The organism is Streptomyces sp. NPDC110618, assembly GCF_055657065.1.
Window position 1 is genome coordinate 14,226 of sequence record NZ_JBVKBN010000030.1, and the last position, 13,463, is coordinate 27,688.

The following is a 13,463-nucleotide window of genomic DNA, read 5'->3' on the forward strand; positions in this document are numbered from 1 at the left end:
CACCCGAGGTGCCCGCGCTACAGCGCGCCCTTGCGGGTGAGGTGGCTGAACGCCAGGTAGCCCGGCAGGACCGGCAGCCACAGGGTCAGCAGCCGGAACAGCAGGACCGCGGGGGCGGCGACCTCACTGGGCAGGCCGACGGCGATCAGGCCGACCGTCAGGGTCGCCTCGACCGCGCCCACACCGCCCGGGGTCGGGGCGGCGGAGCCGAGCGCGTTGCCCGCGAGGAAGACGACGGCGACGCTGGCGATGCTGATCGAGGTCTGCTCGTCGCCGAACGCGCGGATGGAGGCGTCCAGGCACATCACGAAGCAGGCCGTCAGCAGCAGCATGCCGCCGATGCCGGTGATCAGCTTCTGCGGCCGCTGGAGCACGTCGAGCATCCGCGGGACGACACCCGCGAAAAGCGACCGCACGCGCGTGACGACGAATTTGCGCAGGAACGGCACCGACGTCACCACGAGCACCAGCACCGCGACCGTGAGCAGACCCGCGATGACCGTCCGGGACGGCGACAGCGACGGTGTCTTCTCGGTACCGGTGAGATAGCCGAAGGCCAGCAGCATCAGGATGTGGCAGCCGAGCCCGAACAGCTGCGAGGCGCCCACACTGGCCACCGCCAGGCCCGGGCGCACCCCCGAGCGCTGCAGGAACCGCGTGTTGAGGGCCACGCCGCCGACCGCGGCCGGTGCGACGATCTTCACGAAGGATCCGGCGACCTGCGCCGCCACCGTCCGCAGGAACGGCACCCGCTCCGGCACGAACCCGAGCAGCGACAGCGCCGCCGCGAAATAGCTGGCCGCGGAGAACAGCACGGCCGCGGCGACCCAGCCCCACTCGGCGTTGGACACCAGCGGGCCGAACTCGATGTGGGTGAGCTGGGTGAGCAGGTAGTACGCGCCGAAGGCGCCGGCGATGAAGCTGATCAGCGTGCGCGGCCGGACACGTTCGAGGCGGGCCGGTTCGACCGGCGCCTGTGGCCTGATCCGCAGCACCTCGTGCCGGATCTGGGTGAGCAGGTCCTCCTCGCGGGCTTCCTCTATGGCCTCGTCGATGGCCCGCTTCTCGGCCCGTGCCTGCGCCCGCACGGTCTTCTTGTCGGCCTTCTCCAGCACGGGCACGTCGTCCCCGGAGGCCTCCGCGCGCGCCTGCTTGGCCTGCCGGGACGCCTCCAGGACCGCCTCGCGCTCGCGTTCCGCGCGCTCCCGGGCCAGTCTGCGCAGGGTCGCGCGCGTGCCGCGGGTCAGTGCGATGGGCTGGAGCATCGGCAGGCAGTCGGCCACGGTGTCGGGGCCGAGGACGCGGACCGCGGAGGCGACGGCGCGCTCGGCGCCCACGCGGAGGCCGAGCGTCGTGACGAGCTGGGCGATGTCCATGCGCAGCAGCAGGTCACCGGCCGCGATCTCGCCGCCGCGCAGATCGGTGAGGATCACGTTGCCGGAACGATCCACCAGAATCGCGTCGCCCGCGAGCCTGCGGTGCGCGATACGGCGGGACTGCAGCGCCCGCACCTGGTGCCAGGTGTTGCGCAGCAGTTCGTCGGTGATCTCCTCGTCCGGCAGGGAGTCCAGCGTGCGTCCGCCGGTGTGCTCGTAGACCAGCATCACCGCGTCGGGGCCTAGCTCGGAGGTCGCGATCAGCTTGGGCGCGTTGGCGCCGGCGGCGATGGCCGCGTAGGCGAGCAGCGCCTCCTGCTCCAGGGCCTGGCGCAGCGACTGGAGGCTGCGGCGGGTCGCGAAGCCGCGCAGGGTGAGGTTGCGCCAGACGCGGTAGAAGAAGCCCTGGGCCTGCTGTTCCCGGTCGACGACCGTGACGTCCAGCGGCGGGCCGTCCTCCAGGGTGACGAAGTATCTCCGGCCGCGGTCACCGCTGTCGGCCTGCTCCGGGGTCTCGTCGCGGGCCGCGCTCACCGGGCGGAACCCGACGGTCCGCAGGCCCGCCATCAGCGTCCGGCCGGTCGGGCGGACATTGGGGGAGCCGACCGCGTACAGCGTGCCGTACGCCACGGACCAGCCGATCAGCACTGTGAGGATGATCGAGAACGGAGTGGTGTACCCGGTGACCAGCATCGAGAAGGCGTCGAGCATCAGCACGATCCACAGCACCGCGCGCCAGCGCGGTCTGCGGGACATGCCGACCGCGGTCATGTACGCGATGACCGGGGCCAGATAGCCGTGCACCGGGTCGGTGAGAGCGTTGAGATCACCGGGAGAGGGCTGGGTCAGCGCCTCCTGGATGGAGTCGGGAGCGGCCTCGGCGACCCAGAGGTCGGTGGCGAGTGTCACACCGTGCGCGAGCACGGCGGCGAGTACACCGTCGGCGATGCGCAGTCCGTCGCGTTTGATCAGCCGTTCGATCGCGAAGGCGACCGGGACCAGCAGGATCGCGATGCTGGAGGCCAGTCCCGCGATCTTGATGAGCAGGTCCGGCGCCTGTCCGGTGCCCTTGTTGATGTCCTGTTCGAGGCCGGAGGTGGTGCCGTGCGCGAACGCGGCGACCGCGATGAGGACGGCCACGGCGAGCACGCCCACGAGCAGCCGCATGAGGTCGGAGGGACGGTGCACGCGCGCGGGGAGCAGCGGCTCGTCGCCCTCCACCGCGTCGGCGGGCGGCTCGCCGTAGGTGGGGGGCCGGTCGTCGTCCGTGGCCGCGCCCTTCCTGTCGTCGGGGCCGTCGGGGCGCGACGAAGCCTCAGAGGTGCTCTCCGCGTCCTCGGGGTGCACACCCTGCTGCTTCATCGTCTCTTCTTGATCTCGTATCAACGGTCACCGCCCGCATGATGGTGGCATGCCCCACCGACACGCGGGGGCGTCAGGGTGCAGATACGGGCCGCACAGTCTGCCGGATGCGCTGCTTCGGGGCGAGGGGCACGCACCGTGAGCGGCCCGTCACATTGTCGGTGGGGTGGTGCAGGATGGGACGGATGAGCGAGGAGATCCTTCCGGAGGACGCCCGCCCGGAGTACGCGGACGCGCTGCCCGAGTACGCCGAGCGGGTCCTTGAGGTCGCCGAACTGATCCCGCCCGGGCGCGTCATGACCTACGGGGATGTCGCGGAGTGGCTTCAGGAGGGCGGCCCGAGACAGGTCGGCCGGGTGATGGCCCTGTACGGCGGCGCCGTGCCCTGGTGGCGTGTCGTCCGCTCGGACGGGGTGCTCCTGCCCGGGCACGAGCTGCGGGCGCTCGGCCACTACCGCGCCGAGGGCACGCCCCTGCGGGAGGCCGGCCGGACCGCCGAGGGCCACCTGCCGCGCCTGGACATGAAACGGGCGCGCTGGGACGGCGGCGGACGGACGGAAGGTCACACCTGAAAGCTTCCGCCATTCGACGGGCCGCGGTGTGACCTGTGATCCGTACGGGGGAACAGGGGCACATGCGTGGCATGACGTACGTTCGTGAGTCGAGGGACTCATGTGGCGCGAGCGCGCCGAGGGATGAATCGGAAGCCCTGCTTCCGGTCGGTCCGGCGGCGTAGCGTCGGCTGCACGCGTCCCCCTCATCCCGCCGCCACCGCTCTCATCGCGCGGTGCCCGGCCGACCAGCACACCCACCAGGACCGGCGAACCACGTGAGCTCCTCTTCCTCCACCGGACGCCTGTCGCACCCCCAGGTGCGACAGGGGAGCCGTGGCGCTTACCGACTGGTGCGTACCCCGCCGGCCAGAGTGGACCCCCCTCTTCTGGACGCGGCACAGCGCTCGGTGGTTGAGCACGAGACCGGACCGTTGCTCGTTCTCGCAGGTCCGGGCACCGGCAAGACCACCACACTGGTGGAGTCCGTGGCCCGGCGGATCGCCGAGGGCACCGACCCCGCGCGCATCCTGGTGCTCACTTTCAGCCGCAAGGCGGCCGTCGAACTGCGCGACCGGATGGCGCTGCGCACCGGCGCGGCGCGCGCCCCGCAGGCGACCACCTTCCACTCGTTCTGCTACGCCCTGGTCCGCGCCCACCAGGACAGCGACCTGTTCGTGGAGCCGCTGCGGCTGCTGTCCGGCCCCGAGCAGGACGTGGCCGTCCGAGAACTTCTCGCGGGCCAGCCCGACCTGGAGCGGCTCGGCCTCGCCCATGTGCGCTGGCCCGACGAACTGCGCGCCTGTCTGACCACCCGGGGCTTCGCCGACGAGGTCCGCGCGGTCCTCGCCCGCAGCCGCGAACTGGGTCTCGGCCCCGACGCGCTGGACGCCTTCGCCCGCCGCATCGGCCGCCCCGACTGGCGGGCCGCCGCCGCCTTCCTCGCCGAGTACCTCGACGTCCTCGACCTCCAGGGCGTCCTCGACTACGCCGAACTCGTCCACCGCGCGGTGCTGCTGGCCCGGCGCCCCGAGGTCGGCCACCGCCTCGCCGGGCAGTACGACGCGGTGTTCGTCGACGAGTACCAGGACACCGACCCGGCCCAGGTCCGCCTGCTGCACGCGCTCGCGGGCGGCGGGCGCACCCTGGTCGCCTTCGGCGACCCCGACCAGTCGATCTACGCCTTCCGGGGCGCCGATGTGAACGGCATCCTCGACTTCCCGCGCGCCTTCCCGCGCGTGGACGGCCGCCCGGCGCCGGTCGCGGTGCTGCGCACCTCCCGCCGCTCCGGCGCCGCCCTGCTGGCGGCGACCCGGCTGCTGACCCAGCGGATGCCGCTCACCCGCCTGCCCGCCGACAAGGTCCGCGCCCACCGCGAACTCGCCCCGGTCCGGGACGGCGGCCGCGTAGAGGTGTACACGTACCCGACGCCCGGCACGGAGCTGGACAACATCGCCGACATCCTGCGCAGGGCGCACCTGGAGGACGGCGTCCCCTGGAGCGAGATGGCCGTCCTCGTACGTGCCGGATCCCGCACGATCCCGGCGGTCCGCCGCGCCCTCACCGCGGCGGGCGTCCCCCTGGACATCGACGGCGACGACGTGGCCCTGCGCCACGAACCGGCGGTGGCGCCCCTGCTGGCGGCGCTGCGGGCGGTGGCCGAGGCGGAGGCGGCGCCTGGTCCTGCCGACGAGGGGGAGGCGGCGCCCGCTCCCGTCGAGCAGGACGACACTCCCGACACCTCCCCCTGCTGGCTCGACACCGAGACCGCGCTGACCCTGCTCACCTCCCCCCTCGCCGGCATGGACGCCGCCGACCTGCGACGCCTCGGCCGCGCCCTGCGCGACGAGGAGCGGGCCGCCGGGGTCGCCCTGCCGCCGCCGTCGGACGAGCTCCTCGCGCGGGCGCTCGCCGAGCCCGAGCGCCTGGTCGCGCACGACCCCGTGTACGCGCGGGGCGCGCAGCGGCTCGGCGCGCTGCTGCGCAAGGCACGCGAGACCCTCGCGGGCGGCGGTACGGCCGAGGAGGCGCTGTGGGTCCTGTGGGAGGGCACCCCGTGGCCCGGCCGCCTGGAGCGGGCCGCCCGCCGCGGCGGCGCCGCCGGGCGCAACGCCGACCGCGACCTGGACGCCGTATGCGCCCTGTTCGCGACCGCGGCCCGCTCCGAGGAGCGCACCGGCGGCCGGGGCGCCCTGAACTTCCTGGCCCAGATCGAGGCCGAGGACATCGCCGCCGACACCCTCACCCGGCGCGCCCTGCGCCCCGACGCGGTCCGCCTGATGACCGCGCACCGCTCCAAGGGGCTGGAGTGGCGGCTCGTCGTCGTCGCGGGCGTCCAGGAGGGCCTGTGGCCCGACCTGCGCCGCCGTGGCTCCCTGCTGGAGGCCGACCGGATCGGCCGCGACGGACTCGCCGAACCGCTCACCCCCGGCGCGCTGCTCGCCGAGGAACGCCGCCTGTTCTACGTGGCCGCCACGCGCGCGCGGGAACGCCTCGTCGTCACCGCGGTGAAGGCACCCGCGGACGACGGCGACCAGCCCTCCCGCTTCCTGACCGAACTCGGCACCGAGCCCAAGGACGTCACCGGCCGCCCGCGCCGCCCCCTGTCGGTCGCCGCCCTGGTCGCCGAACTGCGCGCCACGACCGTCGACCCGCGCGTGTCCGACACCCTCAGGGAAGCCGCCGCCCAGCGCCTGGCCCGGCTCGCCGCGCTCACCGACGAGGACGGCCGCCCTCTCGTCCCCTCCGCACACCCCTACCGCTGGTGGGGCATGTTCGAGCCGACCGAGAGCAAGGTGCCGCTGCGCGACCGCGACCAGCCCGTCGTGCTCTCCGGCAGCGCTCTCGACCAGCTCGCCAACACCTGCGCCCTGCAGTGGTTCCTCGGGCGCGAGGTGAAGGCCGACGCGCCCGCGACCGTCGCCCAGGGCTTCGGCAACGTCGTGCACGTCCTCGCCGACGAGGTCGCCTCCGGACACACCCCGGCCGACCTCGCCGTCCTCATGGAGCGCCTGGACTCGGTGTGGAACGCGCTCGCCTTCGACGCGCCGTGGAAGTCGGAGCAGGAGAAGGAGCACGCGCGCGTGGCGCTCGAACGCTTCCTGAAGTGGCACGTCACGGACCGCACCGGCCGTACGCCCGTCGCCAGCGAGCACGACTTCGACGTCACCCTCGAAGCGGGCGACTACGAGGTCCGCATCCGCGGCCAGATGGACCGCGTCGAGGCCGACGGCGAGGGCCGCGCCTACGTCGTCGATTTCAAGACCGGCAAGCAGGCCCCCAGCTCCGCCGAGGTGGCCCGGCACCCGCAGCTCGCCGTCTACCAGCTAGCCGTCCGCGAGGGCGCCGTGGACGACGCCTTCGACGGACACCGCCCCGAGCCGGGCGGCGCCGAACTCGTCCACCTGCGCCAGGGCGCGGCCAAGCGGGACGGCGGCGAGACCCTGCCCAAGGTGCAGGCCCAGGAGCCGCTGGAGGGGGAGTGGATCGGCGACCTGCTGGCCACCGCCGCCGGGAAGGTCCTCGACGAGCGGTTCTCGCCGAAGACCGGCCAGCACTGCGGCCACTGCGCGTTCCGGGCGTCCTGCAGCGCCCGCCCCGAGGGGCGTCACGTCATCGAGTGACGGACCGCACGACCCGCGCTGACCTGGGATTTCTTCCGGTCGGCGGGTGATTGGTCAGGCAGTGTCAGTGGCCGCCGCTAGCCTCTCTCAGGTGCCGCCACGTATCACCGATCCCGATCAGCTCAAGGAGCTCCTCGGCATCCCGTTCACCCCGGAGCAGACGGAGTGCATCACCGCGCCGCCCGCCCCGCAGGTGATCGTGGCCGGAGCCGGGTCGGGCAAGACCACGGTGATGGCCGCGCGCGTGGTCTGGCTCGTCGGCACCGGCCAGGTCGCCCCCGAACAGGTCCTCGGGCTGACCTTCACCAACAAGGCCGCCGGCGAACTCGCCGAACGCGTCCGCAAGGCACTGATCAAGGCGGGCGTCACCGACCCCGACGTCATCGACCCGGACAACCCGCCCGGCGAGCCCGTCATCTCCACGTACCACGCCTTCGCCGGCCGCCTGCTGACCGACCACGGCCTGCGCATCGGCCTTGAGCCGTCCTCCCGGCTGCTCGCCGACGCCACCCGCTACCAGCTCGCCGCGCGCGTGCTGCGCGAGGCGCCGGGCCCCTATCCCGCGCTCACCCGCTCCTTCGCCGACCTGGTCAGCGACCTCCTCGCGCTCGACGCCGAGCTCTCCGAGCACCTCGTCCGCCCCGAGTCCCTGCGCGCCCACGACGCCGAACTCCTGCTCACCCTGGGCGGCGTCAAGCTCACCAACGCCGACCTGCGCAAGGTCCCCGAGACGCTCGCCGCCCGCCGCGAGCTGGCCGACCTGGTGGTCCGCTACCGGGCCGCCAAACGCGAGCGCGACCTGCTCGACTTCGGTGACCAGATCGCCCTGTCGGCGCAGCTCGCGCGGATCCCCGAGGTGGGCCGCGCCCTGCGCGAGGAGTTCCGCGTGGTCCTCCTCGACGAGTACCAGGACACCTCCGTCGCCCAGCGCGTCATGCTCGCCGGCCTGTTCGGCGACGGCACCGGACACCCCGTCACCGCCGTCGGCGACCCCTGCCAGGCGATCTACGGCTGGCGCGGCGCCTCCGTCGCCAACCTCGACGACTTCCCCGAGCACTTCGCGCGCGCCGACGGCCGCCCCGCCACCCGCCAGGCCCTCAGCGAGAACCGCCGCAGCGGCGGCCGCCTCCTGGACCTCGCCAACGGCCTCGCCGAGCCCCTGCGCGCCATGCACGCGGGCGTACAGGCGCTGCGCCCGGCCCCGGGCGCCGAACGCGACGGCACGGTCCGCTGCGCGCTGCTGCGCACCCACGCCGAGGAGATCGACTGGATCGCCGACTCCATTACCCACCTCGTCGCCACCGGCAAGGCACCCGGCGAGATCGCCGTCCTGTGCCGTACGGCCACCGACTTCGCCGAGATCCAGAGCGCGCTGGTGGCCCGCGACGTGCCCGTCGAGGTGGTCGGCCTGTCCGGGCTGCTGCACCTGCCGGAGATCGCCGACCTGGTCGCCGTCTGTGAAGTCCTCCAGGACCCCGGCGCCAACGCCTCCCTGGTCCGCCTGCTCACCGGCCCGCGCTGGCGCATCGGCCCCCGCGACCTCGCCCTCCTCGGACGCCGCGCCCGCCGACTCGTCGCCCACGCGCGCGTGGACGGCGACGACGACCCGGACCGGCGTCTCGCCGAAGCCGTCGAGGGGGTCGACCCCGCCGAGGTGATATCGCTCGCGGACGCCCTCGACACCTTCCTCGAAACCCCCCTCGACGGGGAGGACGACGGGCTGCCCTTCTCGCCGGACGCGCGCGTGCGCTTCGCCCGCCTCGCCGCCGAACTGCGCGACCTGCGCCGCTCGCTGGCCGACCCGCTGATGGACGTCCTGCACCGCGTCCTCGCCGTCACCGGCCTGGAGGTCGAACTGTCGGCGTCCCCGCACGCCCTGGCCGCCCGCCGCCGCGAGACCCTGTCGAACTTCCTGGACATCGCCGCCTCCTTCGCCGCCGGGGACGGCGAGGCGAGCCTGCTCGCCTTCCTGGGCTTCCTGCGCACCGCCGCCCAGTACGAGAAGGGCCTCGACAACGCCCTCCCGGGCGGCGAGAACACCGTCAAGGTGCTCACCGCGCACAAGTCCAAGGGCCTCGAATGGGATGTCGTCGCCGTCCCCGGCCTGGTCACCGGAACCTTCCCGAGCAGCCAGGGCCGCGAGAAGTGGACCTCCCAGGCACGGGTGCTGCCGCACGCCCTGCGCGGCGACGCCGACACCCTGCCCGACGTCCTGTCCTGGGACTCACGCGGGCTGAAGGACTTCCACGAGGCCATGAAGGAGCACCAGCACACCGAGGAACTCCGCCTCGGCTACGTCACCTTCACCCGCCCCCGCCGCCTGCTGCTCGGCTCCGGCCACTGGTGGGGCCCCAGCCAGAAGAAGCCGCGCGGCCCCTCCGACTTCCTCCAGGCCCTGTACGGCCACTGCGTCGCCGGACACGGCGAGATCGAGGTCTGGGCCGACGAGCCCGCCGAGGACGAGGAGAACCCCGCCCTCCACACCGCCGACGCCGACCAGGTGTGGCCGCTGCCCCTGGACGGGGCGGCACTGGCCCGGCGCAGGGCCGCCGCCGAGACGGTCCTGCGATACCTGGACGGCCTCGACACGCCCGCGGACCCCGAGCCCGCGACGGCGTACGACCCGACGACCCCGTACGCCCCGGCGACGACGCACGCCCCGGCGACCGCATACGACCCGGACTGGCCGCCGCCCCCGGAGGACGACGAGGACCACTTCGGGCCGCCGGAAGGGGAGTTCCCCGAGGAAGGGCCTCCCGAAGAGGACCCGTTCCCTGACGACGGGTCTCCCGAAGAGGATCCCTTCCCCGACGACTGGGACACCTGGACCCCCGACCGCCCCACCGTCCCGCACCAGGCACCGCCCCCGGACCACCCTTCCCTCACCCCCGAGGAGGCCCGCACCATCGCCTCCTGGGACCGCGACCTCGACGCCCTCACCGGAGAGCTGCTCCGCGCGCGGGAGAGCGTCACGGAGGTGCCCCTCCCCACGTCCCTGACCGCCTCCCAGGTACTGCGCCTGGCCGCCGACCCCGACGGCCTCGCCCAGGAGCTGGCCCGCCCCATGCCCCGCCCGCCGCAGCCCGCGGCGCGCCGCGGCACCCGCTTCCACGCCTGGGTCGAGGCCCGCTTCGAAGAACTGACCCTGCCCATGCTGGAGCCCCAGGAACTGCCCGGCGGCGACGCCGAGATCGCTGACGAAAGGGATCTGGAAGCGCTCAAGGAGGCGTTCGAGCGCACCGAGTACGCCCACCGCACGCCGTACCGCGTCGAGGCCCCCTTCCAGCTCCACCTCGCGGGCCGCGTCGTCCGGGGCCGCATCGACGCCGTCTACAAGGACGGCGAGGGTGAGGGGACGACGTACGAGATCGTCGACTGGAAGACCAACCGCGGCCGCACCGCCGACCCGCTCCAGCTGGCCGTATACCGGCTCGCCTGGGCGGAGCAGCAGGGGGTGCCGCTGGAGTCGGTGAGCGCCGTCTTCCTCTACGTACGAACCGGCGAGGTGGTCCGTCCGGAGGACCTTCCGGACCGGGCCGCGCTGGAGCGGCTGCTGGCCGGGGAGCCGTCGTGTGACGAACCGCCCACAAAGGATGTCGGTGCGGGCCGATAGGCTCGTGACCATGAGCCAGACCCCGGACAGCGCCGTCCGTACGTACATCGAGCAGCACCGTGCCGCCTTCCTCGACGATCTCACCGCATGGCTGCGCATCCCCTCCGTGTCGGCCCAGCCCGACCACGCCCCCGACGTACGACGCAGCGCCGACTGGCTCGCCGCCAAACTGACCGGGACCGGGTTCCCGACCGTCGAGGTCTGGCCGACCGAGGGCGCGCCCGCGGTCTTCGCCGAGTGGCCCTCCCGCGACCCGGAGGCCCCCACCGTCCTGGTCTACGGCCATCACGACGTGCAGCCCGCCGCCCGCGAGGACGGCTGGGACAGCGACCCCTTCGAGCCCGTCGTCCGCGGAAACCGCCTCTACGCGCGGGGCGCCGCCGACGACAAGGGCCAGGTGTTCTTCCACACACTCGGCGTGCGGGCCCACCTCGCCGCGACCGGACGCACCAGCCCGGCCGTCAACCTGAAGCTGCTGATCGAGGGTGAGGAGGAGTCCGGCTCGCCGCACTTCCGCGCCCTCGTCGAGGAGCGCGCGGACCGGCTCGCCGCCGACGCCGTGATCGTCTCCGACACCGGTATGTGGTCCGAGGACACCCCCACCCTGTGCACCGGCATGCGCGGCCTCACCGAGTGCGAGATCCGGCTGTACGGCCCCGACCAGGACATCCACTCCGGCTCCTTCGGTGGCGCCGTGCCCAACCCGGCCACCGTGGCGGGCCGCCTGGTCGCCGCCCTGCACGACGAGCACGGGCGCGTGGCGATCCCCGGCTTCTACGACGGCATCGTCGAGCTCACCGACCGCGAGCGGGAGCTGTTCGCCCGGCTGCCCTTCGACGAGGCGAGCTGGCTCACCACCGCCAAGTCGCACGCTACCCACGGCGAGGCCGGGTACACCACCCTGGAGCGGATCTGGGCGCGCCCCACCGCCGAGGTCAACGGCATCGGCGGCGGCTACCAGGGCCCGGGCAACAAGACGATCGTCCCCTCCGGCGCCATGGTGAAGCTCTCCTTCCGGATGGTCGCGGGCCAGGAGCCCGGCCACATCGAGAAGGCCGTGCGCGCCTGGGCGGCCGAGCAGGTGCCCGCCGGAATCCGCTGCGAGGTCGTCTTCGGCTCGGCCACGCGCCCGTGCCTGACCCCGCTGGACCACCCCGCCCTGCAGTCGGTGGCCCGCGCCATGGGCCGCGCCTTCGAGAAGCCGGTCGGCTACACCCGCGAGGGCGGTTCCGGCCCGGCCGCCGACCTCCAGGAGGTCCTCGGCGCCCCCGTGCTGTTCCTCGGCATCTCGGTCCCCTCCGACGGCTGGCACGCCCCGAACGAGAAGGTCGAGCTGGACCTGCTGATGAAGGGTGTCGAGACCACCGCGTACCTGTGGGGCGACCTCGCGGAGAACTGGCGCCATGCGCCCTGAGCACGCCGTTCGGTCCGAAGCGGCATCCCGCGCGGGGCACACTGGTAGGACCGCCCCGCACCGGACCACCGCGCCGGACCCGGTCCCCTCCCGTCCTACGTCCCGCTGAACCGCCCGCCGATATCAACCGTTCCACCGGGGGAGTTGGAAGCACCCGTGACCACCTGGACCGACCACACCGCCGACCGCCCCATCTCGCTCACCGCCCCGAGCGGCATCGACCGCGCCGCCCACCACCGCCTGGACGAGGCCTGGCTGGCGGCGGCGTGGAGCCACCCCACGACCCGCTGCTTCGTGGTCTCCGGCGGCCAGGTCCTGATCGACGAGACGGCGGACGGCAGTACCGAACTCGTCATGACCCCCTCCTTCGAGGCCCCCCTCACCGAGGCGCACCGCTACTTCCTCGGCATCGACGAGGACGGCGTCAGCTACTTCGCGCTCCAGAAGGACTCGCTGCCGGGACGGATCGACCAGTCCGCCCGCCCGGCCGGACTGCGCGAGGCGGGCCTGCTGCTGTCCCCGCGCGACTGCGGGCTGATGGTGCACGCGGTCGGCCTGGAGAACTGGCAGCGCACCCACCGCTTCTGCTCGCGCTGCGGGGAGCGCACCGTCATCGCAGCGGCTGGTCACATCCGCCGCTGCCCGGCCTGCGGCGGCGAGCACTACCCGCGCACCGACCCGGCCGTGATCATGGCTGTCACCGACGAGTCCGACCGCATCCTGCTGGGCCGCCAGGTCCACTGGCCCGAGGGCCGCTTCTCCACGCTGGCAGGCTTCGTCGAGCCCGGCGAGTCCATCGAGCAGACGGTGCGCCGCGAGGTGCACGAGGAGGTCGGCATCACGGTCGACCGGGTCGAGTACGTCGCCAGCCAGCCCTGGCCCTTCCCGTCCAGCCTGATGCTGGGGTTCATGGCCCGCGCCACCTCGACGGAGGTCGACGTCGACGGCGACGAGATCCACGAGGCCCGCTGGTTCTCCCGCGACGAACTGCGCGCCGCATTCGAGTCCGGCGAGGTGCTCCCGCCCTACGGCATCTCGATCGCGGCCCGCCTGATCGAGCTCTGGTACGGCAAGCCGCTGCCGACCCGGACCAGCTTCGTCTAGACGGCACGACAGAAGACGGCACGACAGACAACGGCACGACGGCACGACGGAAGGCGATACGGCGGAAGGCGGTCCCCCACGCAAGGGGAACCGCCTTCCGAAGCGCCGCGCAGACCGGGAATCAGACCCCGATCTTCTGCTTGACCTGAGCCAGCGAGGGGTTGGTCAGCGTCGAACCGTCCGCGAAGAGCACGGTCGGCACCGTCTGGTTTCCGCCATTGGCCTTCTCGACGAACGCCGCGGAAGCCGGGTCCTGCTCGATGTTGATCTCGGTGTACGCGATGCCCTCGCGGTCCAGCTGCTTCTTCAGCCGCTGGCAGTAGCCGCACCAGGTGGTGCTGTACATCGTCACAGTTCCCTGCATGTCTCGCGCGCTCCTTCGATGGCTCGGGGACCAGGTCGTCCAGAGGGGGAACGTAC

The 13,463-nt window shown here is 73.2% G+C and carries 7 protein-coding genes; 5 read left to right on the plus strand and 2 right to left on the minus strand.

Annotated features, from left to right (window positions below):
- Positions 1–17: 17 nt before the first annotated feature.
- Positions 18–2,738 (minus strand): lysylphosphatidylglycerol synthase transmembrane domain-containing protein, encoded by a 2,721-nt coding sequence (locus ACZ7L7_RS34035; protein ID WP_471427731.1) that lies wholly within the window; start codon positions 2,736–2,738, stop codon positions 18–20.
- A gap of 185 nt (positions 2,739–2,923) precedes the next feature.
- On the opposite strand from ACZ7L7_RS34035, the gene ACZ7L7_RS34040 reads away from it, so the two are divergent.
- The 5 genes from ACZ7L7_RS34040 to nudC all read left to right on the plus strand — a co-directional run bounded on the left by ACZ7L7_RS34040 (position 2,924) and on the right by nudC (position 13,043).
- On the plus strand, positions 2,924–3,310 hold the full coding sequence (locus ACZ7L7_RS34040; RefSeq protein ID WP_285510233.1) for an MGMT family protein: 387 nt from the start codon (positions 2,924–2,926) through the stop codon (positions 3,308–3,310).
- A gap of 257 nt (positions 3,311–3,567) precedes the next feature.
- Complete coding sequence (locus tag ACZ7L7_RS34045; protein ID WP_285510232.1) at positions 3,568–6,912, plus strand: ATP-dependent helicase; 3,345 nt, start codon at positions 3,568–3,570, stop codon at positions 6,910–6,912.
- 91 nt (positions 6,913–7,003) lie between these two features.
- Complete coding sequence (locus tag ACZ7L7_RS34050) at positions 7,004–10,525, plus strand: ATP-dependent DNA helicase (protein WP_285510231.1); 3,522 nt, start codon at positions 7,004–7,006, stop codon at positions 10,523–10,525.
- A gap of 10 nt (positions 10,526–10,535) precedes the next feature.
- Complete coding sequence (locus ACZ7L7_RS34055; RefSeq protein WP_472077862.1) at positions 10,536–11,939, plus strand: dipeptidase; 1,404 nt, start codon at positions 10,536–10,538, stop codon at positions 11,937–11,939.
- Positions 11,940–12,095: 156 nt separating this feature from the next.
- Complete coding sequence (gene nudC / locus ACZ7L7_RS34060; RefSeq protein ID WP_285510229.1) at positions 12,096–13,043, plus strand: NAD(+) diphosphatase; 948 nt, start codon at positions 12,096–12,098, stop codon at positions 13,041–13,043.
- Between the two features lie 121 nt (positions 13,044–13,164).
- Here the strand turns inward: nudC and ACZ7L7_RS34065 are convergent, their stop codons facing one another.
- Positions 13,165–13,407, minus strand: a complete 243-nt coding sequence (locus ACZ7L7_RS34065) for a mycoredoxin (RefSeq protein WP_031479355.1) — start codon at positions 13,405–13,407, stop codon at positions 13,165–13,167.
- Between the last annotated feature and the right edge of the window lie 56 nt (positions 13,408–13,463).

Excerpts from the sequence above, each read along its gene's own strand:
- ACZ7L7_RS34065 (WP_031479355.1), bottom strand. The coding sequence starts at position 13,407 with ATGCAGGGAACTGTGACGATGTACAGCACCACCTGGTGCGGCTACTGC.
- ACZ7L7_RS34040 (WP_285510233.1), top strand. The coding sequence starts at position 2,924 with ATGAGCGAGGAGATCCTTCCGGAGGACGCCCGCCCGGAGTACGCGGAC.
- ACZ7L7_RS34035 (WP_471427731.1), bottom strand. The coding sequence starts at position 2,738 with ATGAAGCAGCAGGGTGTGCACCCCGAGGACGCGGAGAGCACCTCTGAG.
- ACZ7L7_RS34055 (WP_472077862.1), top strand. The coding sequence starts at position 10,536 with ATGAGCCAGACCCCGGACAGCGCCGTCCGTACGTACATCGAGCAGCAC.